Below are 26,019 nucleotides of genomic sequence, written 5' to 3' on the forward strand. Positions count from 1 at the left end.
CTCCGGCCGCTCCCCTCACTCATGGAATCGACCCTGACCTCCGCCTCCTTTGCTACCCCGGTTGCGGCTCTGAACCCTTCTTTTGAGCGCTCAGAGGCGCTGCGGGAGCGGTTTCATGCGGCCATTCCGGGCGGGGCCCACACCTACGCCAAAGGCGACGACCAGTTTCCCGAGCACATGGCGCCCTACATCGTGCGGGGCGAAGGTTGCCGGGTATGGGACCTGGATGGCAATGAGTACGTAGAGTTTGGGGCTGGGCTGCGCTCCGTAGCGCTGGGGCACGCCTACCCCCCGGTGGTTGCCGCCGCGGCGCAGGAGCTGAGCCAGGGCTGCAACTTCGGGCGGCCGGCCGTGTTGGAGCTGGAAACCGCCGAAGAGTTTCTGGACTTTACCAAAGCCGGCGACATGGTGAAGTTCGCCAAAAACGGCTCCGACGTGACCAGCGCCGCCGTGAAGCTGGCCCGCGCCTACACCGGCCGCCACCTGGTGGCCATCTGTCAGGACCACCCGTTTTTCTCCGTCGATGACTGGTTTATCGGTACCACGGCGGTAGGAGCCGGGATTCCGCCGGCCATCCGGAACCTGACTCTGGGCTTTCGGTATAACGACCTGAGCAGCCTGGCAGCCCTGCTGAGTGCCCACCCCGGCCAGGTAGCCTGCGTGCTGATGGAGGTGGAAAAGGAAGTGCCCCCGGCGCCCGGCTTTCTGGAAGGCGTGCAGGCCTTGTGCCGGCGCGAGGGGGTAGTGCTCATCTTCGATGAAATCATTACCGGCTTCCGGTGGCATAACCAGGGCGCCCAGGGCTTCTACGGCGTCCGCCCCGATCTGAGCACCTTCGGGAAGGCCCTGGGCAACGGGTTCAGCGTGGCCGCCCTGGCCGGCCGACGCGAGCTGATGGAGCGCGGCGGCCTGCACCACCCCCACGAGCGGGTTTTCCTGCTTTCCACTACCTACGGGGCCGAAACGCACGCCCTGGCCGCCGCCCGCGCCGTGATGCAGGTGTACCGCCAGGAGCCCGTGGTGGAGCACCTGCGCCACCTGGGCCAGCAGCTAGCCGATGGCCTGCACCAGTCGGCGCGGGAGCATGGGCTTGGCCAGCAGGTGCAGGCCCTGGGGCAGCCCTGCTGCCTGATCTACACCACCCGCGACGCCGCCGGACAGCACTCGGCCGCCCTGCGGACCCTGTTTCTGCAGGAAACCATGCGCCGCGGCCTGCTCATGCCCTCCCTTATTGTAAACTACTCGCACACCGAGGCTATTATTGGGCACGTGCTGGAGCAACTGCACGAGGTGCTGGGCGTGTACCGCCGCGCCCTGGACGAAGGGGTAGAAAAATACCTGCGCGGCCAGCCAGTGAAATCGGTGTATCGGCGCTACAACTAGCCCGGCTACCCCTGCTTCCGGCCCAAAGGCCCCATCCGCACTGCACCGCAGGGTTTAGTACCTGGTGTCGGTTACGAATGGGGCCTTTGGGCCGGAAGCAGGGGTAGCACTTCCACGCTGCCAGGGCCTACGCCGTAGGGCGCAGCCAGCTCAGGCGGTTCAGGCGGGGTGGCGTCACGTTCAGGCGTACCAGCACGCCCAGCCCCCACCGGATGGGCAGCCAGCGCAGCGGCGTGGAGAGGTGGCGCAGGGTAGGCAGCTGAAACAGCCGGAGCGCCTGCCGGGCACCGTCGGCATCGTGGCGGCGCAGGGCCCGGTAGGCCCCGGCCAGAATAAACTGGTGGAAAAACTGATTCTCGGCCCGCCGCAGCCGGGCTTCCGGCAGCAGGTTGTGGGTACGCGCTTTCTGGAAAATGCGCTGGAGCAGCTCAATGTTCTGCTCATGAAAAACCCCGGTGGTCAGGGCCCCTTCGTGCACCGAGTATGCCGCCGTGAGGGCCGGCACCAGGTGCACCCCGCCGAACGCAAACACCCGCAGCCAGAGGTCGGTATCGTCGGTGTTGCGCTGGCTGGGGTCGGGGCCGCCGGTGTGCTGGTAGGCTTCGCGGCTGACCACCAGGGCTGGCATGCGCACCAGGGCCGAGTCGGTGAGCACGGCCTCTACGGCGGCGGCGGGTGGCAGATAGCCGGCCCCGGTGGGCTGCTGGCGCTGTAGCTCCCGCTCCTGCGCATCCACCACGCTCACGCCAAAGAGCACGGCGTGCACCGCTGCGGGCTGCTGCCGGAGCTGCCGGAGCGTAGTCAGTACCGTTTGTAGGCCGCCGGGCAGCAGGTAATCATCATCATGCAGCATGAGCACGTACTGGCCGCGCACCCGCTCTATGCAGGCTACCCAGTTGGTAGCCGCCGAGCCGCCGGGTGCGTTGCGGTAGTAGCGCCAGGTGCCCGGCAACTGCTCCGCCAGGGCCTGGGTAGTTACCTGCTCGCCCTGGTCGGCGGCGGCGTCGTTGTCGGAGATGATGACTTCCACCTCGGCTGGCAGCCGCCCCAGGGAGCGTAAGGCCCGGTCCAGCAGGTCGGGGCGCCGGTAGGTGGGCACGCAGATGCTGAGCAGCGGCTGGGTTGTCTCCGGGTTGGCTGATGAGGAAGCGGCGGGAGCTGCTGTCGGGGCAGCGGCGGCCGGAAACGGAGCAGACGACATGAGGGAAGGAAGGGGGGAGAGTTTCAGAAACAGGAATGCGCCTACGCCAGGGCGTTCAGCTCCGGCCGGGCCGTAGCCCGTTGCCACTCCGCCGACTGCAGCACGGCGGTAATACCTTCGCGCAGGCCAATGGAGTGCTGCCAGCCCAGGCCGTGCAGCTTGCTGACGTCCAGTAGCTTGCGCGGGGTGCCATCGGGCTTGGAGAAGTCAAACAGGATTTCGCCGGCGTAGCCCGTGAGCTCCGCCAGCAAGTCGGCCAGCTCCTGAATACTGATGTCGCGGCCGGTCCCGATGTTGACGGGCTCGGCCCCATCGTAGTGCAGCAGCAGGTGCAGGCAGGCGTCGGCCAGGTCATCTACGTGCAGAAACTCGCGGCGCGGCGTGCCCGTGCCCCACACCGGCACGCGGGGTAGCCCCAGCGCCACGGCCTCGGAAAACTTGCGCAGCAAAGCCGGCAGCACGTGCGAGTTGCGGCTGTCGTAGTTGTCGCCGGGGCCGTAGAGGTTGGTGGGCATCACCGTAATAAAATTGCAGCCGTGCTGGGCACGGTAGGCTTCGCAGAGCTTGAGGCCCGCGATTTTGGCAATGGCGTAGGGCTCATTCGTGGGCTCCAGCGGCCCCGTGAGCAGGTGCTCTTCCCGGATGGGCTGCGGGGCCAAGCGGGGGTAGATGCAGGAGGAGCCCAGAAACAGCAGCTTGCGCACACCCTGGCGCTGGCTTTCGCGCAGCACGTTGCTCTGAATCATCAGGTTATCGTACAGGAAATCGGCGCGGTAGGTATTGTTGGCCATGATGCCGCCCACCTTTGCGGCGGCCAGCAGCACGTAGGCCGGCTGCTCCAGGGCAAAGAAATCTTCCACGGCGGCCTGGTCGCGCAGGTCCAGTTCCTGAGAGGTGCGCGTAATCAGGTTGTGGTAGCCCGCGCGCTGCAGGCGGCGTAGCAGGGCGGCGCCCACCATGCCCCGGTGGCCGGCCACATAAATCTTAGCGTCTAATTCCATGCGGGAGAGGGGAAGTTGATTTAGGGTAGGAGGGTAGGAGGGTAGGAGGGCGTGAGGGTTTTGGGTGTGGAGGAAGAGAGAAAAAAGGCGGAAGCGCTGGTAGTGGGGGCTATCAACTCCTGCCCTCACACCCACCTACCTTCTTACCCTTACAAAACCTCCTACCCCCGCGCCCTCATCCAACCGCTACTCGTCGTGGTACATAATCTGGTGGCCGGCTTCCAGCAGCACGGCGTCGCGGCGGAACAGGCGCAGATCGGCCTGCACCATGTCCTGCACCAGGGCCGGCAGGTCGTACTGCGGCTCCCAGCCCAGCTCGGTTTTGGCGCGGGTGGGGTCCCCGATTAGCAGTTCTACCTCCGTCGGGCGGAAGTAGGCCGGATCCACGGCCACTACCTCCTGGCCCAGAGGCAGCTGAAAATCGGGGTGGTGGCAGGCCACTACAAATGCCGTTTCGGCGGCGCCGGTGCCGCTAAAGCCTACCTCAATGCCCAGCTCGGCAAAAGCCAGGCGCACAAACTCGCGCACGGTGGTGGTTACGCCGGTGGCTACCACATAGTCGCGGGGTTGGTCCTGCTGGAGCATGCGCCACATAGCTTCCACGTAATCTTTGGCGTGGCCCCAGTCGCGCTTGGCATCCAGGTTGCCCAGGTACAGCTTTTCCTGCAGGCCCAGGGCAATACGGGCGGCGGCGCGGGTAATCTTGCGCGTCACGAAGGTTTCACCGCGCTGCGGGCTTTCGTGGTTGAACAGAATGCCGTTGCAGGCGTACATGCCGTAGGCTTCGCGGTAGTTGACCGTAATCCAGAAGCCGTACAGCTTGGCCACGGCGTAGGGCGAGCGGGGGTAGAAGGGGGTAGTTTCGCGCTGGGGCACTTCCTGCACCAACCCGTAGAGCTCCGAGGTGCTGGCCTGGTAGATGCGCGTCTTGTGCGTGAGGCCCAGAATCCGGATGGCTTCCAGTAGCCGCAGCGTGCCAATGCCGTCCACATCGGCCGTGTACTCGGGCGTATCGAAGGATACCTTCACGTGCGACATGGCCCCGAGGTTGTAAATTTCATCGGGCTGCACTTCCTGCACAATCCGGATCAGGTTGGTCGAGTCCGTTAGGTCGCCGTAGTGCAATTTGAAGCGGACATGGGGCTCGTGCGGATCCTGGTAAAGGTGGTCCACCCGCTCCGTGTTGAACATCGAGGAGCGCCGCTTAATGCCGTGCACCTCGTAGCCCTTGCTCAGCAGTAGTTCCGCCAGATAAGAGCCGTCCTGACCCGTAATTCCGGTGATGAGTGCGCGCTTCATGAAAGAGGGGAATGAGAAGTTAGCTGGATAGAATCGGGGTAGATTCTTTTTAGAACTTTAGTGACAAATTATTGCATTATGATTGATATATCAAAGCTCCTTGGTAAAAATATTCATCTTTAATATTAAATAAAGTAAATTATATGCTGTGATTACCGTGCTGGCACCCCGGAAATGCAAAAGCCCGGCCCTGAACAGGACCGGGCTTTGCCGGAAAAAAGCATGTAGCAGACTGCTGGCGCCGCTAAATAAGCCGCAGGCCTACCCGCTGCTGACGCGAGCCGGGAGCCAGCACGGCTACCAGCGCCGGGCGCAAACCGGCGGCGGCCGGTGCCTGCCCCGCGGCCGGCCGGAAGCCAGACGAAGGCAGCGTTACGGGCTGGAAAGCCGTGGAAGTGGATTTCCGCCATACTTCCACGCCCGAGAGGTTCAGGTGGCCACCATTGCTGGTCAACTGAATGGTACCGTTGGTCACATTCACGGCGTAAGGCCCAATCTTCTTCCAGGAGCCGGCCGGGCCAGTGTTAAAGTTGCTCAGCACCTTCTGGCCGTTGAGGCTGATGTTTACCGTTTGGGCATTATCATCTTCCCACACGTAGGCGTACACCTCGTACGTTCCATTGGGCACATTGCTCATGGTGAAGTTGATGTTGTTGCTGTACACCGAGGAACGGATCATCTGAGCCCGGTCGTCGTCGGTGGCCGGGTTCAACGTCACCTTCTGGTTGGCGAAGGAAGCGCCGTTAACGCTGTAGTTGCTGGTTTTGCTACCTTCCCAGGAGTTGCCATCGAGGGTGAAAGCACCGCCGTTGAGGCTGATGGCCCGGTAGAAGGTAGAGCCCGTAGCGGCCACCTGAGCGGCATTTACGGTCACGTTTACCGCCGCCGAGGTGGTAGCAGCCCCGGCGTTGTCAATGGCGCGGGCCGTGAGCGATACGCTGCCCGTAGCGGTGGGCGTCCAGCTCAGCTGATACGGGGAGGACGTATCCTCGCCCAGCTTCGTTGAGCCGTTGTAGAATTCCACTTTCGCCACGGAGCCATCCGTATCGGCGGCAGTTGCCGACAGGACCAGGGCCGTGTTTACCGTAACCGTGCTGTTGGCAGCCAAGCTCACTGTAGGAGCCTGGTTGGCCGGGGCCGGAGCCGGCGTGGTAGGCGCTGGGGTAGTAGGAGCGGGAGCCGAGGCCGTAGCGCCCTGGCGCCAGATTTCCAGCCCGGAAAGGTTGGCGTCGCCACCGGAGGTAGTAAACGTGATGTTGCCGTCGGTGACAGTGGCCGCGAACGGACCCAGCCGTTCCCAGCGGCCCGTTGAGCCACTGTTATAGTTGCTCTGTACCACCTTGCCTTCCAGGCTGATGCTGTAGGTTTGGGCCGCGTTGTCTTCCCACACGTAAGCATACACCAGGTAGGTACCGTTGCTGACGGCTACGTTGGCGCTGAGGTTGCGTGAGTACACCGAGGAGCGGATCATCTGGGCGCGGCCGTTATCGGTGGCTGGGTTCAGCGTTACGTTCTGGTTGGCAAACGGAATTCCGTTAATCTGCACCCCGCTGGCGTTACCAGCATCCCAGTTTTGACCGTCAAGGGTAATAGCGCCGCCGTTTACGTTGATAGCCCGCACAAAGACTGCTTCGCTGGGAGTAGGAACTGGCGTGTTAACAATTGGGGTGTTGGTGGTAGGCGGAGCTTCGGGGAGCGGCGCGGGAGCCGAGGGGCTCGGGGCGGCAGTGTTGGTGCCGTCGGCGCCAACTACGATGTTGTTCTGCTTCAGCTTCTGCTGCCACAAAGCCCACTCATTCTGCTCGGTTTGCAGGGTAATGGGGTTGGGCAAATGGTTGGTGCCCGTGCAGTTGGTGCAGGAGCCGGAGCTCAGGTCGTGGCGGTCAGCGAAGGGTACCTTGTAACCCCACTTTACAAAACCAATGGTGTTGTTGGTGGTAGCGTTGCCGAAAAATACGTTGCCCGGCTGCTGGTAGGCATTGAAAATGGAAGTAGCCGCGTACGTCGCATTCAGGCGGGTGCCATCGGGGAGCAAGCCGCTGGTCACCATGCGGTTGTTGTAGTACTTGATGTCGTGGCCGGCGGCAATGTTCATGGCCGCGTTGCAGGTCGAGATGAACTGGTTCTCGTAGGCGTTGAGGAAGGCCGTAGTGGTCGAGGGCGAAGAGCCGTCGCCATCGGTGGTCATGCCCGTGCCGGTGAACTTGTTGGCAGTGGCCGGGTAGGGGTAGGCACCCTGCACGTAGTTGTTGTGCACACGGGCCGGGCTCTGCTGCGTACCCCCAGAGTTGTAGAAGTTGATGTTGTCTTCTACCAGGCTGTTGTTGGGCTCGTTGACCACCTGGTTCCACGCAACTTCAATGTTGCCTACGTTGCGCACCTGATTCAGGCCGCAGAACTGCACGTACTCGCCGCCGCCGTTGCGGAAGCGGCCGTCAATGTTTTTGGCTTGGTTGAAACGAACCGTCAGGGTTTGGGAGGCCGAGCCGTCGCCGCCCCACTTATAGGCGGCAATACCCGAGGTGTGCTCAAAGTAGTTGTTCTCAATCCGCACGGAGCGGCCCGAGTTTACTTCCACAAACCGGCCGTGGCGCCGGTTGTCCACACTCTGTTTCGTACCGTAGCCCTTGTTGTTGGTAATAACCAGGGTAGAGCCACCGTTTTTAGCGTCAATCAGGTCGCCGGCGCCAACCAGCACGCAGTTCGTGATGGTGACTGGCTCGGTGGTCTGAATCTTGATGCAAGGCGTGTTCGAGTCGGTGCTGCGGAAGTTGCCCGTGTACGTGCCCCCCTTGGTAATAGTAATGGGGGCCGAATACGTGAGATTTGAAGGAAACTGTCCCTGGGCGTGGCTGGCAGCGGGAGCCAGCGTAAACAAAGACAGGGCTACTGCCGCCAGCGGCAGATAATGGGCACCAGAGCGGTTGCGTTGAGTCATCAGGAAAAATTGTGGTCCGAGGGCTTTTTGCATTCTGTGAGCCTTCAAAGAAAAAAACCAGGTTGGAAACGGTGTGAAAGCCTATTCCGTAAGTCAATTCGTTCCAGATGGCTGGATGGAATTTGTGCTATTCGAAAGCCGTGTTATTGCTGCAGGCTGGCTGCTGTAGTACTGATCTGGCCTGCAAATTGCGCCCGGCGCCTGACACAATTCTGACCATACCTCGAAGCACTCAGTACCAACATCTCAGCTGCGCAATTTGGTTCGAAACTACTGTGGCAAACCTGTTTATCACTCTGCACTACCCATTCGCAGCCACCAGGGGCTTACTGCGCCCCACAGAACTGTCGGTTCTCCCTTCGGTGCAATCGGGATGCTGAAAACTACGCAACCCTGCCCGTTTTGAAAAAACCTGCTCAATAATAGACTTGGAAAAGTTCTATACTGATACCCTTGGTTCACTGCAAATGTATAAAATAGATTGAAAACTCAAACCCGTTATTGAGCTCCGGATATTGTATTATTCTTATTTATAGTCCTCTGCGTAGCCCAAAAAATAGCTTACTGCTACCGTGCAGGGGGTTTGTATAAAATTCGGGCATCGAAAAATCCCGCCACTGGTAATCAGTTCATTACCAGACAAATTTTGGGTTAAGGCGCGGCAGAAACCGGGTTACGGCTGTTGTCAGGCCCTACGGCCTGGCCTGTCTGGCGCAGCCGGGCTTGCCAGGCTGTCAGCTCTTGGCGCTCCTGCGCCAGGGTAATGGGCCCCGCCAAATGAACAGTGCCCGTGCACTCAGCACAGTTTCCCTCGCTCAAGTCGTGGCGGTCAGGTCCGGGCAAGTGGCGGCCCCAGCTCACAAACCCAATCGTATTGTTTTCCACCCGGTTAGCGAAGAATACCGTGCCCGGCTTCTGGTAGGCATTGAAAATGGAGGTAGCCGCGTACGTGGCCCGCAGGCGGGTGCCATCGGGCAGCAGGCCGCTGGTCACCATGCGGTTATGATGAAATACGTTGTGGTGGCCGGCGGCAATGTTCATGGCCGCGTTGCAGGTACTCACCACATGGTTCTGGTAGGCTTCCACATAAGCCGTGGTAGTAAGTGCCGAGGACGCATCCCCGTCCGTCGTAATGCCTGAGCCGGTAAACTTCGGTGCCGTAGCAGGTAGGGGGTAGGCTCCCTGCAGGTAGTTGTCGTGCACGCGCAGGGGGCTGGCAGGCGTGCCCGAGGAGTTGTGCAGGTTGATGTTGTCTTCGACCAAGCTGTTATTAGGCTCATTTATCACCTGGTTCCAGCCGATGTCAATGCGCTCAACGCCGTGCACTTCGTTCAACTGCAGAAAACTGACGTGCGCGCCGCCCCCGTTCCGAAACCGGCCATCGATGTTGCGCGCCTGGTTGTAGCGCACGGTTATGGTCTGGGTGGCTGAGCCGTCGCCGCTCCACTGGTACACCAGCAGGCCAGCCGTGTGCTCCAGGTAGTTGTGCTCGGCGAGTAAGCTTACCCCTTTGTTTATTTCCAGAAAACGGCCGCGGGTGCGGTTATCGGCCGTCGGGGGCTGGCCGTAGCCGCGGCAGTTGCGTACGGTGAGGCGGGCGCCGCCGGCGGTGGCATCAATCAGGCGGCCGGGGCCGCGCAGCTCGCAGTTTTCCAGCACCACGGGCTCGGTGGTGGCAATCCGGATGCAGGCCCGGTCTGAATCCTGACTTTCGTAGCGGCCGGAATACGTGCCGCCCTGCGTAATCACAAGTACGGCATCCTGGCCCACCAGCCTGCAGAAACTGCCCAGCAGCAACAAGCCCAGAGCCCCGGCCAGCCGCAGGATAGAAGTGCCCATCATAGCGCGAGAATAAAACAGAGACAACGGGCAGGGGCCCCGCACCCGCGGGCCGTGGGGTGAGGTGCTAGTGCAAAAAGTATCCTACCAGGCGGCGGGCGTAGCCGTTCAGCAGAAAGTAGGGCAGGTAGGGCCGGGGGCAGTTTTTCAGGCTGAAGTACGTGAAGTTGCGCAGGTTGCCTCCGCCCCGAATCCCAAACAAGTGCTGGTAGTAGCCGCGCAGACTGCGCTGGCGGCGGGTTATTTCCTGGCCGCTTTCCTCGGGGTAGGTGCTCAGGTGAGCGTCGTAGTTGCAGTACACCGGAAAGCCGTGGCGCCGGGCCACGCTGGTGTAGTCGAAGTCGGCGAGGTAATGGGGCAGGCGCCGCTCATCAAACAGCCCAATGGTTTCCAGCACCCGGCGCGGAATCAGCAGGCCGCGGCCGGGCAGGTAGGTAACCGGGTGCAGGCCGTGGCGCTGCTCGGCCGGCAGGGTGGCCAGCAGGTCGCGGCGGGTGTTGGTGCGCCAGTCCAGGGTTTCGCCCCCGTACACGGGCCGGGCGGTGGCAATATCCAGCTCCAGGGCTCCCAGCACGGCCGTCGGATGAACATCAGCCCAGGCCAGCATGCGGGCCAGAAAATCGGGGGCAGCTACCACGTCGTTGTTGAGGGTCATTACCCGGGAGGCCCCCTCGGCCAGGGCCCGCCGGATGCCCCTATTCACGCCGGCCGTCCAGAACAGGTTGCCGTCGCCTTCTTCAAGTAGCACCTCGGGGAACTCCGTGCGCAGCATCTGGCCGGTGCCATCAGTGGAGCCGTCATCGACCACTACCACCCGAAAATCGGGATGGGTTTGGCGGCGCAACGATTCCAGGCAGGCCCGGGTAAATTCTTTCCGGTTGAAAACGGGTATAACGATGTAGAGCATAGGGGAGGAAGAAAGCGGGGCGAGGTACTCAGATGCAAATCAGAAACGCGGCTAACCAGCGGGTACCAGGGGCAACGCCGGTGGCCGGTGGTAGCGCACCCGGCGCGCCGGTACCAAGTGGGCAGTCAGCTTCAGGAGGCGGTAGGTGCGGGCGGCCCAGGTTTGGGTGCGGGCAAAGCGGTAGCCGGCCTGGCCCATTGTATGGCGGGCGGCCGGGTGGTCGTGGAGGTACTCCACGGCGCGGGCCAGGGCGTTGGCAGTAGCCTCGGGGGTAGTAACCGGCACCTTAATGGCCCCCGCAGCCGGAATAAAATCGTGGGCGCCCTGGTGGTCGAGGGTGACGATGGGCAGGCCCGTGGCCATAGCCTCCAGAAACTGGGATGCGAAAGAGTCGCGCAGGCTGCCGAACAGGAATACATCGTGCTCCAGAAAGGCCGCCCGCGCTTCCAGCCACGGCACCGCCCCGCGCCACGTAACCCGGTCCGTAAGTCCGTACTGGGCAATCCAGCCGGGCACCTGCTGCCCCAGGGGCCCATCACCCACAATGGTCAGGTGAAAGGCAACCCGCGGATTTACCCGCGCCAGGGCATCGAGTACCAGCACCAGCGCCTTGCGCGGATACAGCCGGGCCAGCCACAGCAGCCGCAGCACCGGGCCCGGCGGGCGCGCCGGAATTGTTTCCGGAAAGTAGGATTCCGGCAGGCCGGTATCCAGGAAAAGCTCGACCCGGCGCGCCCCGAGGCGGCGGGCCAGGGCGGCAGTTTCGGAGTTGGCGGCCAGCACGAGGGTAGCGTGGCGCAGGGTCTGGCGCACGTTCGGGTCGAAGGTCATCAGCAGCCAGCTGATGGCGTTGCGTAGGGTTTCGGTCTTGAACCACCCGGGAATAAGCGGCCGGAAGGCGGCCGGAGCCTGCTGCCCTCCGCCCACCGGCCCGAAAACAAAGGGTTTACCCAGCCGCCACAGCCAGGAGCCCATCTGCAGACTGCCGTAGGTAACGTGGTGCACGTAATCGAAGGTCACCGTTTGGCTCAGGTGGCGGGCCTGCCGCCAGGCCTGGTACTGCCACACCAGGTAGTGCAGGTACACCCCAAACTGCCAGCGGTACAGGAACTGCACCCAGGCCGGCACCGCCACAAACAAAAACCGGAGCTGCTCGGCCGGTAGCTTAACCTCATGCGTTGCCAGGAAGGCCGTGATGTTTGCCTGCCCGTCGGGGGTAGTAAGGCACCACACCCGATGCCCCCGCCGGGCGGTTTGCCAGGCCCAGTTGAAACCGTTGCTGTCCTCGCCGCCGTGGGCCGGGTTGCAGGCGTAGGCCGATAGTAGAGCGTTCATACCAGTTGGGTGTGCGGAACAGGGGGCGAGGAAACCGGAGCCGGCGGTGGGCCGGACGGGCGGGGCAGGAGGCGGGCAGCGAGGCGCCGCGCTTTGGCCGCCAGGCGCCCCCACAAAAATTCCCGGAACCGCTGCTGGTCGCGGCGGCGGTCGGGCAGCACGAACGCGGGGTGCTGCAGCGGAAAGGCCAGATCGGTGGTCGGGATGTCGGCAAACGCATCGGTGGCGTCCAGGGTGTGCGTGCCCTGCTCCCCGAACCCAATGTTGCCCACCAGGTTCACGGCCGGCACAATGCAGAGGCCCGAGTGCGCCGCCACCGTAAAGTGCCACTGGTAGTCCCATACGTCGGGGGGCTGGGGCAGGCCCACCACACTCCGGATTTTGCCGAGCCGGTAGCGGTTTTCGAGCCAGGAGCTGTATAGGCCACGCAGCTTGCCTTGGGCCGCGAGGCGGTGGTACTGGCTCAGGTGAAAATCGTAGAGGCGCCAGGCCCGCCGCCAGGTGGCCCAGCCCCAGCTGTTCACCTGGGTCGAGAAAAAGTACGAATCGGCGCCGGCAGGCTGGGGCCGCCGGGCCTCCCGGCTGAAGTTGTTGCCCCCGATGTGAAGCACCCGGGTATCGTGGCGGTAATGGGCCAGCAGCTCCTCGCAGAACCGAAAAAACGAGGGCGCCGGCACGCAGTCGTCCTCCAGAATAATACCGGCTTCTTCGTGCTCAAAAAACCAGTTCAGGGCGCTGGCCGGGCCTACGCCGCAGTTCAGGTTGCTGGTCCGAAACAAGGTAAATACCTCGCAGGGCCAATCAACGCGGGCCACCTCGGCACGGGCCGCGGCGCAGCGGGCGGCGTCCTCCGGGTGCGTGGCCCGCGGGCCGTCGGCGGCAATGTAGAGGCGCCGGGGCCGGGCTCGGCGAATGGCTTCAAACACGCGCCGGGTGGTAGCGGGGCGGTTGAAGATGAGCAGCAGCACCGGCGTGTGCAACGGCGCGGCGGCAGCAACGGCAGCGTCAGGAGTGGAGAGCATGCGGGGCGGGAGCTGGAGGGGCAGAATACGGAAGCCGAACCGAACCTTCGCCAGGGCTAGCACTGCCGAAGGCGGGGGAGGTAGCCGGGGCCGCAATGGGGGCCGGCGCGGCCAGGGCCAGGGTGAGGCCCAGCAGGCCGTAGAGGTAGGGAGGCCAGTCATAGGAAACGCCGTAGAGCAGGCTGCAGCCCGCGTAACACACGAAGGCCGCCGTAGCTCCACTGAAGGGCACTGGCTGCCGCGCCCGCTTCCAGAGCTGACCGATGGGCACGGCCAGCACCAGTAGCAAGCCCAGCACCCCAAAGTAGAACAGCCGGTCGAGGTAGAAGCTGTGGAAATGGTGGCCGGTGCGGTCGGCCCACACGGGGGTGTCGCCGTCGCCGTAAAACTGCACGGGCAGCTCAAAACCTTCCAGGCGCATGCCCGCCACGGGGTGTTCCTCCACGAAGGGCAGGTAGGTTTCAATCTGGTGCAGACGCCAGCTGCCGGTTCCCTGCTTGTCGGCGTGCTCAATGTCTTCCAGGCTGGTTTCCAGCCGGCGCAGCACCTGCGGATTGTCCAGTACCAGCGCCGCGCCCCCCAGCAGGCCGGCTATCAGGGGCATCAGCACAACCGGCAGCAGGCGCGGCATGCTCAGGCGTGCGCCCGCTACCCGCCCTGCCGCTACCAGCAGCCCATTAAGGGCCAGGGCCAGAGCCGTAGTGAGCCACACCGTGCGGTGCTGCAGAAATACAATCAGCCCCAGAATCAGGAAAAATACCGCCAGCCGCAGCAAGCCGCCCCGGGTCAGGTAGTGGTTGAAGTGGTACAGCGCCGGCAGCAGCAGCAGAAACGCCGAGGTAACATCAAAGCCCCGCTCGTTTTCCAGGAAGGCCGAGACGCTCAGGGCCTCGGGGTGGTAGAACGCCAGGTTAATCACCAGCCCGCCCAGCAGCAAGCCCATAAACAAAGGCAGGGGCAGCGGGTGGCGCCGGTAGTAGGCGTACAGGGCAAAAATGGGCAGCAGAATCAGCAGCTTGGCAAATACGTGGGGGTAAACCAGGGGAGTGCCCCAGCCATTGTACGACTCCAGCGCCAGGGCAGCAGTGGCGGCCAGCGTAACCAGTAGCCACCGGCGCATTACCGGGCTCAGGTAGCGGAAGTACCACCCAATCAGCAGCAGCGAGAAACCCGTAATGGCATAGTTGTACAGGCCCAGGCGAGGGTCATCGGGGTCCGGGAACACAAAGTCGGTGAAGGCCCGGTCGGTGGCTACCACTACCAGCACGGGCAGCACATGGCGAAAGCGCAGACTGATTTTCATAGCTCAAGCACGGGAATGCGAGGGGGCACCGGTGAGAGTACGGCGTGAGGGTTAGCATCCTGGGCGGCGGCTTCGTACACGGCGCGGGTGCGGCGGGCGGTTTGCTGCCAGGTAAAGTCGAGCAGGCGCAGCTGGCCCGCCCGCACCAGTTCGCGCCGCCGAGCCGTATCCAGCAGCAGGCGCTCCAGTTGCTGGGCCAGCTCGGCGGGCTGGTGGGGGTGGTGATACAAGGCCGCATCCTGGGCTATTTCCGGAAAGCACGAGGCGCTGCTCAGCAGCACCGGGCACTGCTGGCCGAAAGCTTCCAGAATAGGCAACCCGAAGCCTTCATACTGCGAGGGAAACACAAACACCTGGGCCTGGCGGTAGAGCTGGTTGAGTTGGGCGTCGGAGACGGGCCCGAACTGGTGGGCGCGCCCGGCCCAGCCTATGCGCTGCAGCTGCTCCCGCTCATCGGCCGTAAACGGACCACCACCGGCACACACTAGGTGCAGGTTGGCGGCTACGGCCGGGGGGAGCAGGGCCAGGGCCGCCAGCAGGCCGCCGAAGTTTTTGTACAGCGCCCGGCTGCCGGTAAACAGCACGTAGCGCGCCGGCAGGGGTAGGGCGGGGCCTGCGTTCAGGTACTCGCGGTCGGCATAGCCGTGGTGCACCACGCACACCCGCTCGGGCGCTACCGGCAACAGGCGCAGCACATCGGCGCGGGTGTTTTCCGAAACGGTAATAATACGGCTGGCGCGCCGCACAATACGCTCCAGTACCTTCCCGTCGCGGTCGGGGTAGTACTGCGGAAACAAGGTCGGAATGGTGTCGTGCAGGGTAATGACCAGCGGCCGGTCTTCCAGCAGCTCCAGAAAGTAGTCGTCGTCGGTGAGGGTCGGATGGAAGACATCATACGCGCCCCGGCGCAGCGCCCGCACCGAGGCCCGGTGGTTGAAGTAGCGCATCACGCGCCAGCGGCCCCGCACGGGTACGTTGGGCAGGAAGGTGCGGTGGTGGGAGTAGCTCCCGTCGCGCAGGTACAGGTTGTTGCTCAGGGCTACGGCCAGCTCCGACTGCCAGCTGGCGTGGCAGAGCAGCTCGTGGTGGTAGCGCGAAATGCCCCCGAAATCCTGCAGCGTAAAGGCCTGATGATCGTAGAGTACCCGCATAGCTATACCAGTTCGGTTTCCGGATCGGGCAGCAGGGCCGGGTGGGCCCGGCGCGGGGCCGGGGCGGCGGCGGCAGGTGTTGCAACCGGGGGCAACTCCCCATCGAGGCGGGCCAGCCGGGTGGCAAAAGCACGGAGCAGCCGCTGGGCGCGGCCCGGGCCGGCCGGGCCTTCCTGCAGGCCGGCCAGCAGGCGGCGCAGCACGCTACGCAGGCGGGCCGGCGGCGCCCCCACGGCCAGGGCGCCCAGCAGCAGGGCGCCGGTCAGCATTTCAGCTAGCAGCACTACCGAGGCGGGCACCGTGCCGGGCGGCAACAGCAGCCGGACGGCCGCAATGCCCGCCGCCACCAGTGCCCCCGCCAGCAAACCGGGTACGTACGAACCCAGCACCTCCGCCGTCCGGACGGCCAGCACCCGGCGCATGAGCAGCAGGTAGAGTACCGTCCGAATCACCTCGCCGGCCACCACCGCGCCGGCCACGCCCAGCAGCCCAAATCGGCTTAGCCCGAAGAACAGGCCCGTAAGCAGCACGGCGTAGCCCAGGTTCAGCCACAGCTTGGGCGTGAGGGTGGCGGTAGCATCGCATACTACCCCCGCAAACATCGTGACCATGCTCAGGCCAAAGGCTGCGCACACCACCCGCAGAATCGGGACGGTGGCCGTCCAGTTCGGGCCCAGCATCACCTGCACAATTTCGGGGGCGGCTACGGCCGCGCCGGCGCAGATAGGTAGCACCAGGGTGGCAATCAGGGTAATGCTGCTCAGGTACACCGTTTTCAGGCGGGGTCTATCAGCCTGCAGTTGGCTGAAGGAAGGAAACACCACCTTCGAGACGCTGGTAGTCAGGAAGTACACGGGCAGGCCAATCAGCTGCCAGCCCCGGCTATAAATGCCCAAAGCGGCCGCGCCCAGCAGCCGGCCAATCAGCAGGGTATCAAGGGAGCCGGTAATAAACTCCAGAAAGCTGATGGCCGACATGCGGCTGCCGTAAGCCAGCAGGGGCCGGTACGTGGCCCAGTCGAAAAGCGGGCGGATATCGTGGCGCTCCACGGCGTAGCTCAGCACCGTCAGCAGCAGGCCCTGGCCCAGGGTAGCCGCTACCAGGCTCCAGACGCCGTACCCCTGCACTGCCAGCCCAATACCCAGGCCGCCGTAGCTCAGTACGTAGGAAACTACTTCCATCAGGGCCAGGGTCCGGAACTGCATCCGGCGCCGCAGCAGGCTCAGGGCCGTGGCATTGAGGCCCGTCAGGAGCAGGCCGGCGGCCAGTACGCGCACCACGGGTACTACCTCCGGCTGGCGCACCAGGCCGGCGGCCAGGGGGGCGGCCAGCAGCAGCAGCCCGGCAAACACAAGGCTCAGAGCCACCGATGAGGTAAAGGCCGCCCGGATATCGGCGCGGGTAATGTGGGGCTTCTGAATAATGGCCTGCTCCATGCCCATTTGGGCGAAGTAAGAGCCGAACCGCAGAATAACGCCGGCCAGGGCCACCACCCCAAAGGCCGCCGGGCTCAGCAGGCGGGCCATGGTAGCGGTGTAGCCGATTTGTAGTAAAGAAGTGGTAAGAGTTGCCGCAGTAGTCCACTTGACGCCATGTACGGCGGCGGTGGTCAGGTTAGGAGCAGAAGATGCCATAAGGCTATCCGGGTAGAAAGGTACGGGAGCAGCGCGGGGGAGTACAGGGCGGGAATCTGACCGGAAAGCTGCGGGCGTATGGCCAGCGGTTTTCCGGCGGGCCGGAAGGAGGCAGGGTGACAGGAAGAAGCGGAGCGCTACCTAATAACCGTAGGCATAGGCTTTTTCCTTATGGCGGTATTCGTAGGTTTTGGTGAAGTGCATATCGTTGATGACGATGTAGATATGCTTTACTTTCTGTTCGCGGTGCAGCTCATTGATCTGGCTGATCAGGCCCTTGTCGGTGTAGTTCTGGCGCACCACGTAGATGTTGGCATCGAGGTGGCGCAGCAGCATAAAGAACTCCGATACGTAGCCCGTGGGCGGGGTGTCCACAATCACGTAATCATACTGCTGGCGCAGCTGGGCCAGCAGCTCCTCCATGCGGGCGCTTTCCAGCAGCTCGGTGGGGTTGGCCGGAATCGGGCCGCAGCACATCACATCCAGGTTGCGCACGCCCGAGGGGTGGCGGCTATCCTCCAGGCTGCTCAGGCCCATCAGGTAGCTGCTCAGGCCGTGCTCGGCGCAGGCGTTATCCAGCTGAAAGTAGCCCGCCACGGTGGGGCGGCGCAGGTCGCACTCCAGCAGCAGCACCTTGCGGCCACTCTGGGCCATTTCGGCCGCCAGATTCACCGAGCAGAAGGTTTTGCCTTCGCCCGGCACCGAGGAGGTAACCCCGATCAGCTTCTTGTCGAGGCCGGCGGCCAGATACTGCAGGTTTACCCGGATGGAGCGGAACGACTCGGCCAGGGGGCCTTTGGGGTCATGCAGCATGTTTTCCTTATCCTGCTTGCTGCCGTGGGCTACCACGCCCAGCAGCGGAATGGCGGTAATGCGCGAGAGGTCCTCCTTGCTCTGAATGCGGCGGTTGGCTTTGTCCAGCAGCAGCGTGAGGCCCAGGGGCAGGCCCAGGCCGGCCACCAGGGCAATTAGCATCACCACCCCCGGCTTAGGGGCGGTGGGTGCGTCGCCCTGCATGCCGGCCGCGTCCACCACTTTCTTGTCGGTGGCGTTGGTAGCCAGGGCAATGGCCGCTTCGGCCCGCTTCTCAATCAGGAACTGATAGTTTTTGTCGTTGAAGTCGGTTTTGCTTTGCAGCGAAGCCAGCTGCCGCTCATTTTCCGGCATCTGGCTCATGCTGCCCCGCACCCGGCTGAGCTGGGCATCCAGGTCGCGCAGGGTAATATCGGCGGCGCGGGTCATGTTGGCCAGGGTCTGGGTCAGGCTTTCCTTGGCTACCTTGATGCGCTCATTCAGCACCGTTACCATGGGGTTTTCTACGCTGGCATTCACGCCCAGGGCCGCCCGCTGGCTGTTCAGGTCGGTGAGCTGCAGAATCAGGCTGTTTACCACGGGGTCCTCAATACCAACGCTGCTGGGCGCCACAATCTGGGTGGTGCCCTGGTTTTCGCGCAGGTAGCTGAGCATGTTCTGGTAGTACTTGCGGTTGGTGGCCACTTTGGCCCGCATCATCTCCAGCTCGCCTTGCTGCTGAATGCCCCGCGCCGACTGGGCCCCGGCATCGACTACCCCCCGGGCCGCCCGAAACGAGCTGAGCGCCGCCGTAGAGCGCCGCAACGAATCGGAGAGGTGGCCGATTTCCTTGTCGAGGAAGGCGACCGTTTTCTGGCCCGTCAGGTTCTTGCTCAGCAGGTCATTTTCCACGTAGCTCTGCATCAGGGTGTCCAGAAACTGTACTTCTTTCTGGGGCACCGTGCCCTTGCTGGTCAACTCAATTATCCGCGACTCCCGGTCGATGGGCTTGATGGTCAGGTGCTGGGTGTACTCCCCAATCAGGCTGTTGTGGTCGCGCAGCAGCACAAAATACCGCTCCGCGGAGCCGCCGGCCGGGTAGCCCGGCTCGGGCAGCAGCACGGCCGTGAGCAGGGGGTGGCGGAGCGTGTCGCCGGCGCGCACAGTTTCGTTGAGGTGTACGTCCAGCACCTCACGCACCAGCTCACCGGTGGGCAGGCTGTAGAGGCGGCCTTTGTCGGCATCGGCTGTAATCGTGAACCGCCCATCTGCCTGGGGCTCCACGTAAATGCGGACGTCTGTTAGTTGGGGAGCATTCGGGTCGGGCACCAGCCGGAACGGTACCGCGCCGGCGGCTCGCTCGCGCACCTGCACCTCCTTGAGCGTGTTCAACCAGGTAGCGGGAGCCGCGTAATACGCCACGCTAAACGGCAGGCGGTTGAGGGCCTGGCTGACCATATCGGCTGAGGTCAGTAGCCCGATTTCGTCCTCCATCTTTGTGCCTTTCTCCTTTACCTCCAGGATTTTGAGTAGCTCCTGGGCTTGCTTGGAGCCCGTGCCCTGGTCGCCCAGCAGCATGGTGGCCCGGAAGGCGTACACCGGCTCTTTCACCTGCAGATACAGGAAGGCCAGCAGGCCCGCCAGCAGCCCCGACACCAGAAATAAAGGCCACCGGTTGCGCAACCGGAATAGCAGCTCGTGCAAATCAAGTTCGTCGGAGGGAGTGTGTGGACGTGTTTCCATGCCAGAACAGGTTAGGGTAAGAGGAGCGCGGGGAAAGGAGAGTACAGGCTTAGAAAACTTTCAGGTAGCTCAGAATGAGGGCCAGGGCCGAAACTCCCGAGAATACCAGGGCCAGGTTGTTGGCGTTGCCGCGGTCGGTGCGGGCTTTCAAGGGCTCCACGTACAGGGCGTCGTTGGGCAGCAGGTGGAAATAGGGCGAGCTGAGCAGGGCCGGATCGGTGAGGTTAAGCAGGACCACCTCAGAGCCCTTGGCCGTCTGCCGGATCAGCTTTACGTTGTTGCGGTTGCCAAACTCGGTCAGGTCGCCGGCCAGGCCCAGGCCTTCCAGCACGGTGCACTGCGCGTTATACACAAAGTAGCGGCCCGGATTGCGCACCTCGCCCAGTACGGTTATCTTAAAGGAAAGCAGCTTCACCAGCACATTGGCGTCGCGCACGTAGCGGGCTACCTGCTGCTGGGCCTGGTTCTGGGCTTCTTCCACCGTGAGGCCCTGCACCTTCAGCTTGCCTACCGTTGGCAGGTTAATGGTGCCGGCTTCATCCACGGAGTAGCCCGTCAGATACAGGTTGCCCGGGTCGCCGCTGAACACGGCCCGCGAGTCGGTGGTGTTGAATATATCCGTGAGCTGGGGCTGCACACTTTGCACCCGAATGCTGAGCACGTCGCCGGGCTGAATGCGGTAGCGCTGCGGGGCGTTTTCGGTGACTACCGGCGTGCGTGCGTTGTAGTTTTTGCCTTGCAGGTAAGGAAGGTTTTTCTGGGATACGCAGCCCGTCAGGGCGGGCAAAACAAACAGTAAAGACAATAACAGGGTACAACCGAAGCGGCAGAACGTGGGGAGCATAGCAGCAGGGGGAGAGGAGTGAGGCAGGGAAAGCGGCTACTGGCGATAACCAGAGAGAAGATGAAAAATGGAGAAGTTGGATAAAAAGGGCATGGAATATTTCCATAAACGTATTGGATGTAATCTATAAAGTCAAGGAGTATTTAAATTTTTTCTATAATTATTAGTATTTGTGCAAGCAACGCAATTATGGCCTGGGCGGTTGCGGCTGAGCTGCAATTCGGCTGGTCTTCTGGTAAGGCGCTACCTTGCCTGCCCAAACTTGCGTATGCCTGCCCATGAAAATTCTGCTGGTTGAAGACGAACCGAAAGTGGCCTCCTTTCTGCACCAGGGCCTGACGGAGCAACAGTACACCGTTGACCTGGCCGCCGACGGCCTGCTGGGCCTGCGCCTGGCCCAGGCCGGCGGCTACGACCTGCTGATTCTGGACACGCTGCTGCCCGGTTTGAGCGGACTGGAGGTATGCCGCCAAGTGCGGGCCCAGGATACGAGTGTTCCTATTCTGATGCTCACGGCCCTGGGCGAAACCGACGACAAAATCCGGGGCCTCGATGCCGGGGCCGACGATTACCTGGTGAAGCCCTTTGCCTTTCAGGAGCTGCTGGCCCGCATCCGGGCCCTGGCTCGCCGCCGCAACGAGTCGCCGGCGGCGGAGGCGGTGCTGCGCCTGGCCGACCTCACCCTGGACCCGGTGCGGAAAGTAGTGCAGCGCGCCGGCCAGGTAGTGCAGCTAACGGCCCGCGAGTTTGCCTTGCTCGAGTATCTGCTGCGCAACCAGAACCGCGTGGTCTCGCGCGTTGATATTCTGGAGCACGTCTGGGAAACATCTTTCGATACCGGCTCCAACGTCATCGACGTGTATATCAACTTCCTGCGCAAGAAGCTGGATAAAGACTTCACCCCCAAACTGATTCATACCCTGGTAGGCATGGGTTACGTGATGAAGGAAGACTGATTCAGTTGCCGGTTGTGAGTTGCCGGTTGTCAGTTCCAAGACAATGCGCTACACCTGCAGGCGTCGGCATACCTTTCCGCAACCGGCAACTGATACCCGGCAACTCACAACTGGTACCTGACAACTGATCCATGACTATCCGGACGCGCCTGACGCTGCAGTTTGCCCTTATTCTGGCCATCACGCTGCTGCTGTTCTCGGTGGCCATTTACTACTTTACCTACACTTCGCGGCGCGACTTTTTCAGTGAGAGCCTGTTTGCCCGGGCCCGCATTGTGGCGCACGTTTACCTGGATGGCACCAACCGCGCCGACGAAGTCAGCCGAGCTTCCTACCGGCGCTACCTGCGGCAGTTCTACCGCACCCTACCCCAGGAGGAAGTGCGCGTGTTCGACGCCCGCAACCGGGTAGTGTTTAAGGAGGGGCGCGACGGTCCGGAGCCTGTGCCGCAGGAGCTGCTGGCGGCAGTGCGCGAAGAAGGCCGGGAAGTAATTCGGGAGCAGAACTACCGCCAGACGGTAGGCCTGCTCTACCGCGACGCCCGGCGCGGCGACTTCGTGGTGGTGGCTTCTTCGGTGGATGACGACAGCCGCCAGAAAATGAGCGACCTGCTGACGGTGCTGGTCACGGGCCTGCTGGCCTCCTTTGTGATAGTGGGTATTGGTGGGTTTTTCTTTGCCGGCCAGGCCCTGCGGCCCATGCAGCGCATCATTCAGGAGGTGGACAACATTACGGCCTCCGACCTGCACCGCCGCCTTTCCCAGTCTGATGGGCAGGACGAGGTGTCGTTGCTGGCCCAGCGCTTCAACAGCCTGCTCAACCGGCTCGAAACGGCTTTTGCGGGACAGCGCACCTTCGTCCGCGACGCCTCCCACGAGCTGCGTACGCCCCTCACGGCCATTATCGGGCAGCTGGAAGTGGCCCTGCTGCAGCAGGAGCGCACCCCCCAGGAGTATCGGCGCGTGCTGCAGAACACCCTCGACGCGGCACGCCTGCTCAAAGACCTCACCAATGGCCTGCTGCAGATTGCCCGCGCCTCCGACGACCCTTCCCAGGTGCCCCTGAGCCTGATTCGGGTGGATGAGCTGCTGCTGCAGGCCCACGAGGAAGTGCACCGCCGCCATCCTACCTGCCGCATCGACCTGGAGTTCAGTGAACCCGCCGACAGCCGGCGCCGGGTACCCTACGGGGTGCTCGGCAACGAACCCCTGCTGCTGTCTGCCTTTCTGAACATTCTGGAGAATGCCTGCAAGTTTTCGGCCGGGTGCCCCAGTCCGGTGGTGGCAACACTCACGGCCACGCAGCGCCGGGTACAGCTGGTGGTACGCGACAAAGGGGTGGGCATGACGGAGGCCGACCGCCAGCAGGTATTTGTGCCTTTCTTCCGGGCCGAAACCGTGCGCAACGTGCCGGGGCACGGCATTGGACTACCCCTTACTGCTAAGATTATGGATCTGCACGGCGGCCATGTGTCCGTGGAAAGCCAGCTGGGCCAGGGCACGGCCGTTACCCTCGACCTGCCGGCTGCGGTGGTATAAAACCGCGCCGTATGTTGCTGTTTTCCAGGGTTTTGTCCCCGCAGCTACGGGGGCTGCTGCTTTTAATTTACTTTTAACTCACTTTTAATGGGGTCTTAACAAGCGAGTCGTAGCATTGCATACGTTCGGTGTGGTCTTCGGGCTTTCATCGAAATGGTCTGCCCTCAACTCCCCTCTCTCCATGTTAAAGCCTACATTGGCGGCCGAAGCATCCGCGCTTCAGCCACCACCAAATGTGCCTTCCTCACCGTGGCAGACCCTGGGTAAAGACCTGCCCGCCGGACTGGTGGTTTTTCTGGTGGCCCTGCCCTTGTGCCTGGGTATTTCGCTGGCTTCGGGGGCGCCGCTGCTGGCTGGCATCATCGCCGGCATCATAGGCGGGGTAGTTGTATCATGGGTTAGCGGCTCTCAGCTAAGTGTAAGCGGCCCGGCCGCCGGCCTGACGGCCATAATCCTTTCGGCCCTGAGTACGCTAGGCTCATTTGAGGCTGTACTGGCCGCCACCGTAATAGCCGGGGTGCTGCAGTTGGTACTGGGGGTAGCTAAGGCCGGTATCATCGGGCTTTACTTTCCTACCTCCGTTATCCGGGGTATGCTGGCTGCCATTGGTCTGATTCTCATTCTTAAGCAGATTCCGCACTTTGTAGGCGCCGACTCGGACTACTTCGAGGACATGGACTTCCTGCAGTTTGATGGCCAGAATACCTTCTCAGCCGTTACATCAGCACTGGGGGGCGTCAGTGCCGGCTCGGCCCTGGTGGGGCTGGTTTCCCTGGCCATCCTGCTTTTCTGGGATACGTTCAGCAAGCACGTTGCCCTGTTGCGGCTGGTGCCGGGCGCCCTGGTGGTGGTGCTGGTTTCCATTGGGCTCAACAGCCTGCTGGATGTCGCCGCCCCCGTTCTTCGCATTCGGCCCGAGCACCTGGTCAGCCTGCCTTCCATCACGGCCTGGCAGGATTTCACCCGGGTTTTCACCTTCCCCGACTGGTCGGCGTTTCAGCGGCCCGCTACCTATACCGTAGCCTTCACCATTGGCATTGTTGCCTCGCTGGAAACATTGCTGAGCGTAGAAGCCGTGGATAAGCTGGACCCCCTCAAGCGGGTAACGCCCACCAACCGCGAGCTGCTGGCTCAGGGGGTAGGCAACATCCTGAGCGGTCTGCTCGGGGGGCTGCCCATGACGGCTGTTATCGTGCGCAGCTCGGCCAACATCAACGCCGGCGGCCAAACCCGCATATCAGCCTTCTTTCACGGACTGCTGCTGCTCACCAGCCTGCTGTTTCTGGAGCCTGTGCTGAACCGGATTCCGCTGTCGGCGCTGGCGGCCGTGCTGCTGATGGTGGGCTTCAAGCTTACCAAGCCAACCTTGTACCGCACCCAGTGGAAGCTGGGCTGGCAGCAGTTTCTGCCTTTTGTCGTCACCATTATTGCCATTCTGCTTACCGATCTGCTAAAAGGCGTAACCATAGGACTGGTGGTGGGCATTTTCTACATCCTGAAGGCCAACTATGAGTCGGCGTACTTCCTGAGCCGGCCGGCGGCGCAGGTCGGGGGGCCTATTCATCTGAAATTATCGGAGCAAGTGTCGTTCCTTAATAAAGCCAGCATCGTAAAAGTGCTCAACGAGCTTCCGCCCAACTCCCAGGTGCTCATTGATGGCTCCGATTCCTCCTTCATCGATTACGATGTGCTGGAAGCCATTGAGAACTTTCGTCTCTCGGCCCCCGAGCGCGGCATTGACCTGGAATTGCGCGGTATTCAGCAAGTGCATGTGCTGGGGCACTAGCCGGCACGTAACCTGAAGCGGCCCGTTTCTCGTCTTCCCAAACCTGCAGTATCCTTTCCCTTTTACCTCTCCATTTCTCTCTCTATGAAAGGCATCGAGCCAATTCTGGAAAATAACCGCCAGTGGGTTAGCGACAAGCGCGCCCAGGACCCCGACTTTTTCAACCGCCTGGCCAATGGGCAGAAGCCCAAGTACCTGTTCATCGGCTGCTCCGATTCGCGCGTGCCGGCCTCGGCTATTACCGGCACCGGCCCCGGCGAAATGTTCGTGCACCGCAACATCGCCAATATGGTGGTGAACACCGATTTCAACCTGCTTTCGGTGCTGCAGTACGCCGTGGAAGTGCTGGGCGTGGAAGACATTATGGTGGTAGGTCACTACGGCTGCGGTGGGGTAGCGGCAGCGGCCGGTAACAAGCAGTTTGGCCTGATTGATAACTGGCTGACCAACATTCGCGACGTAATCCGGGTGCACGAAACCGAGTTCCTGGCCATTTCCGACGAGGATGCCCGCCTGCGCCGCCTGGTAGAGCTGAACGTGATAGAGCAGGTGCGCAATCTGGCCAAAACCAGCATTATCCAGAACGCCCGCAAAGGAGCCAAGCCCCCGCGCCTGCACGGACTGGTATATGATATCAAGGAAGGCCTGCTCAAGGACCTCAAGGTGGAGGACGACCTCATCACGGAGCTGGAGCACATCTATGGCACGCAGACCGCCGCCGAAGCCGCCGCGCCTGCTGCACCGAGCGGTACGCCTGCCCGTTAGAAAACCAGCAACCAGGTGCGCCGGGGGTAGTTACTCCGCGCACGCAGCATCATCGGGCGTAGTCTGAGGGGAGTGCGCTTTCGATGTGTGGAACCGCCGCGTCCGTTGGGTGCGGCGGTTTTTTGCGTACTACGGAGCTAATTACTTTCCTGGGTGAAGGCTATCAGCACGGCCCCGGCGGCCATCAGGGTAGCGCCCAGGATAACCTGCCAGGTTATTTTTTCCTTGAGAAAGAGTGCAGCCAGCAGGATAGAGAAAACCAGGGAAATCTTATCGAAGGAGGAAGTACGCGACGCCTGCCCCAGTTTCAGCGCCTGAAACGAGAACAGGGAGGAGGCGCAGGTAATGACGCCCGCAGCAATCAGGAACAGCCAGGTGCGCCGGTCAATTTCGGCTACCTGCCCCAGGTGCCCCTGCCAGGCCACCACTCCCCACGCCACCGCCACAATCAGCACCGACTGTATGGCGAAAGCCACACTGGATTCAATATTCTTCACGCCCACCTTGGAAAGCGTAACCACTACCGCCGCCGACAGGGCGGCCAGCAAGGAAAACATCCACCACATACAATTCCTGAAAAGA

19 protein-coding genes are annotated in these 26,019 nt (G+C 62.5%); 5 read left to right on the forward strand and 14 right to left on the reverse strand.

Annotated features, from left to right (window positions below; genetic code table 11):
- Positions 1-21: 21 nt before the first annotated feature.
- Complete coding sequence (locus GGU46_RS08440; RefSeq protein ID WP_183403094.1) at positions 22-1,383, forward strand: glutamate-1-semialdehyde 2,1-aminomutase; 1,362 nt, start codon at positions 22-24, stop codon at positions 1,381-1,383.
- Positions 1,384-1,510: 127 nt separating this feature from the next.
- Here the strand turns inward: GGU46_RS08440 and GGU46_RS08445 are convergent, their stop codons facing one another.
- The 13 genes from GGU46_RS08445 to GGU46_RS08505 all read right to left on the reverse strand — a co-directional run bounded on the left by GGU46_RS08445 (position 1,511) and on the right by GGU46_RS08505 (position 20,335).
- Positions 1,511-2,584 carry a glycosyltransferase family 2 protein gene (locus GGU46_RS08445; RefSeq protein WP_183403095.1) on the reverse strand — a complete coding sequence of 358 codons (1,074 nt, stop codon included), beginning with the start codon at positions 2,582-2,584 and terminating at the stop codon, positions 1,511-1,513.
- A 41-nt stretch (positions 2,585-2,625) separates the two neighbouring features.
- Positions 2,626-3,585 (reverse strand): GDP-L-fucose synthase family protein, encoded by a 960-nt coding sequence (locus GGU46_RS08450; RefSeq protein ID WP_183403096.1) that lies wholly within the window; start codon positions 3,583-3,585, stop codon positions 2,626-2,628.
- A gap of 186 nt (positions 3,586-3,771) precedes the next feature.
- Entirely contained in the window at positions 3,772-4,884 is a 1,113-nt protein-coding gene (gmd, locus tag GGU46_RS08455) for a GDP-mannose 4,6-dehydratase (protein WP_183403097.1), read from the reverse strand.
- Positions 4,885-5,128: 244 nt separating this feature from the next.
- Positions 5,129-7,822 carry an Ig-like domain-containing protein gene (locus GGU46_RS08460; protein WP_183403098.1) on the reverse strand — a complete coding sequence of 898 codons (2,694 nt, stop codon included), beginning with the start codon at positions 7,820-7,822 and terminating at the stop codon, positions 5,129-5,131.
- A 651-nt stretch (positions 7,823-8,473) separates the two neighbouring features.
- Entirely contained in the window at positions 8,474-9,664 is a 1,191-nt protein-coding gene (locus tag GGU46_RS08465; RefSeq protein ID WP_183403099.1) for a glycosyl hydrolase, read from the reverse strand.
- 64 nt (positions 9,665-9,728) lie between these two features.
- On the reverse strand, positions 9,729-10,568 hold the full coding sequence (locus tag GGU46_RS08470) for a glycosyltransferase family 2 protein (protein ID WP_183403100.1): 840 nt from the start codon (positions 10,566-10,568) through the stop codon (positions 9,729-9,731).
- 51 nt (positions 10,569-10,619) lie between these two features.
- Complete coding sequence (locus GGU46_RS08475) at positions 10,620-11,903, reverse strand: glycosyltransferase family 4 protein (RefSeq protein WP_183403101.1); 1,284 nt, start codon at positions 11,901-11,903, stop codon at positions 10,620-10,622.
- Complete coding sequence (locus GGU46_RS08480; RefSeq protein WP_183403102.1) at positions 11,900-12,925, reverse strand: nucleotide-diphospho-sugar transferase; 1,026 nt, start codon at positions 12,923-12,925, stop codon at positions 11,900-11,902. Before GGU46_RS08480 ends, GGU46_RS08475 begins: the two co-directional genes overlap by 4 nt.
- A complete protein-coding gene (locus GGU46_RS08485; RefSeq protein ID WP_183403103.1) occupies positions 12,909-14,228 on the reverse strand; it encodes an O-antigen ligase family protein in 1,320 nt (439 codons plus the stop codon). Before GGU46_RS08485 ends, GGU46_RS08480 begins: the two co-directional genes overlap by 17 nt.
- The gene (locus GGU46_RS08490; RefSeq protein ID WP_183403104.1) at positions 14,225-15,379 is read right to left on the reverse strand and encodes a glycosyltransferase family 4 protein; all 1,155 of its coding nucleotides are present in this window, start codon (positions 15,377-15,379) and stop codon (positions 14,225-14,227) included. Before GGU46_RS08490 ends, GGU46_RS08485 begins: the two co-directional genes overlap by 4 nt.
- A gap of 2 nt (positions 15,380-15,381) precedes the next feature.
- Positions 15,382-17,013, reverse strand: a complete 1,632-nt coding sequence (locus GGU46_RS08495; RefSeq protein ID WP_183403105.1) for a lipopolysaccharide biosynthesis protein — start codon at positions 17,011-17,013, stop codon at positions 15,382-15,384.
- Between the two features lie 141 nt (positions 17,014-17,154).
- Positions 17,155-19,548 (reverse strand): polysaccharide biosynthesis tyrosine autokinase, encoded by a 2,394-nt coding sequence (locus GGU46_RS08500; RefSeq protein ID WP_183403106.1) that lies wholly within the window; start codon positions 19,546-19,548, stop codon positions 17,155-17,157.
- Positions 19,549-19,597: 49 nt separating this feature from the next.
- On the reverse strand, positions 19,598-20,335 hold the full coding sequence (locus tag GGU46_RS08505; protein WP_246417614.1) for a polysaccharide biosynthesis/export family protein: 738 nt from the start codon (positions 20,333-20,335) through the stop codon (positions 19,598-19,600).
- Between the two features lie 335 nt (positions 20,336-20,670).
- Here GGU46_RS08505 and GGU46_RS08510 point away from each other — a divergent pair, with 335 nt between their 5' ends.
- The 4 genes from GGU46_RS08510 (at position 20,671) to GGU46_RS08525 (ending at position 25,437) form a co-directional block, all read left to right on the forward strand.
- The gene (locus tag GGU46_RS08510) at positions 20,671-21,348 is read left to right on the forward strand and encodes a response regulator (protein WP_183403108.1); all 678 of its coding nucleotides are present in this window, start codon (positions 20,671-20,673) and stop codon (positions 21,346-21,348) included.
- A 131-nt stretch (positions 21,349-21,479) separates the two neighbouring features.
- Positions 21,480-22,886 (forward strand): sensor histidine kinase, encoded by a 1,407-nt coding sequence (locus GGU46_RS08515; RefSeq protein WP_183403109.1) that lies wholly within the window; start codon positions 21,480-21,482, stop codon positions 22,884-22,886.
- A 181-nt stretch (positions 22,887-23,067) separates the two neighbouring features.
- The gene (locus GGU46_RS08520) at positions 23,068-24,672 is read left to right on the forward strand and encodes a SulP family inorganic anion transporter (protein WP_183403110.1); all 1,605 of its coding nucleotides are present in this window, start codon (positions 23,068-23,070) and stop codon (positions 24,670-24,672) included.
- 84 nt (positions 24,673-24,756) lie between these two features.
- Positions 24,757-25,437, forward strand: a complete 681-nt coding sequence (locus tag GGU46_RS08525; RefSeq protein WP_215906289.1) for a carbonic anhydrase — start codon at positions 24,757-24,759, stop codon at positions 25,435-25,437.
- A gap of 137 nt (positions 25,438-25,574) precedes the next feature.
- Here the strand turns inward: GGU46_RS08525 and GGU46_RS08530 are convergent, their stop codons facing one another.
- Positions 25,575-26,003 (reverse strand): EamA family transporter, encoded by a 429-nt coding sequence (locus GGU46_RS08530; protein ID WP_183403111.1) that lies wholly within the window; start codon positions 26,001-26,003, stop codon positions 25,575-25,577.
- Positions 26,004-26,019 lie beyond the last annotated feature (16 nt).

It is taken from the genome of Hymenobacter latericoloratus (assembly GCF_014199535.1).
Classification (GTDB): domain Bacteria; phylum Bacteroidota; class Bacteroidia; order Cytophagales; family Hymenobacteraceae; genus Hymenobacter; species Hymenobacter latericoloratus.

Coding starts and splice junctions, on each gene's coding strand:
- GGU46_RS08440 (WP_183403094.1), top strand. CDS start 22: ATGGAATCGACCCTGACCTCCGCCTCCTTTGCTACCCCGGTTGCGGCT.
- GGU46_RS08445 (WP_183403095.1), bottom strand. CDS start 2,584: ATGTCGTCTGCTCCGTTTCCGGCCGCCGCTGCCCCGACAGCAGCTCCC.
- GGU46_RS08450 (WP_183403096.1), bottom strand. CDS start 3,585: ATGGAATTAGACGCTAAGATTTATGTGGCCGGCCACCGGGGCATGGTG.
- gmd (WP_183403097.1), bottom strand. CDS start 4,884: ATGAAGCGCGCACTCATCACCGGAATTACGGGTCAGGACGGCTCTTAT.
- GGU46_RS08460 (WP_183403098.1), bottom strand. CDS start 7,822: ATGACTCAACGCAACCGCTCTGGTGCCCATTATCTGCCGCTGGCGGCA.
- GGU46_RS08465 (WP_183403099.1), bottom strand. CDS start 9,664: ATGATGGGCACTTCTATCCTGCGGCTGGCCGGGGCTCTGGGCTTGTTG.
- GGU46_RS08470 (WP_183403100.1), bottom strand. CDS start 10,568: ATGCTCTACATCGTTATACCCGTTTTCAACCGGAAAGAATTTACCCGG.
- GGU46_RS08475 (WP_183403101.1), bottom strand. CDS start 11,903: ATGAACGCTCTACTATCGGCCTACGCCTGCAACCCGGCCCACGGCGGC.
- GGU46_RS08480 (WP_183403102.1), bottom strand. CDS start 12,925: ATGCTCTCCACTCCTGACGCTGCCGTTGCTGCCGCCGCGCCGTTGCAC.
- GGU46_RS08485 (WP_183403103.1), bottom strand. CDS start 14,228: ATGAAAATCAGTCTGCGCTTTCGCCATGTGCTGCCCGTGCTGGTAGTG.
- GGU46_RS08490 (WP_183403104.1), bottom strand. CDS start 15,379: ATGCGGGTACTCTACGATCATCAGGCCTTTACGCTGCAGGATTTCGGG.
- GGU46_RS08495 (WP_183403105.1), bottom strand. CDS start 17,013: ATGGCATCTTCTGCTCCTAACCTGACCACCGCCGCCGTACATGGCGTC.
- GGU46_RS08500 (WP_183403106.1), bottom strand. CDS start 19,548: ATGGAAACACGTCCACACACTCCCTCCGACGAACTTGATTTGCACGAG.
- GGU46_RS08510 (WP_183403108.1), top strand. CDS start 20,671: ATGAAAATTCTGCTGGTTGAAGACGAACCGAAAGTGGCCTCCTTTCTG.
- GGU46_RS08515 (WP_183403109.1), top strand. CDS start 21,480: ATGACTATCCGGACGCGCCTGACGCTGCAGTTTGCCCTTATTCTGGCC.
- GGU46_RS08520 (WP_183403110.1), top strand. CDS start 23,068: ATGTTAAAGCCTACATTGGCGGCCGAAGCATCCGCGCTTCAGCCACCA.
- GGU46_RS08525 (WP_215906289.1), top strand. CDS start 24,757: ATGAAAGGCATCGAGCCAATTCTGGAAAATAACCGCCAGTGGGTTAGC.
- GGU46_RS08530 (WP_183403111.1), bottom strand. CDS start 26,003: ATGTGGTGGATGTTTTCCTTGCTGGCCGCCCTGTCGGCGGCGGTAGTG.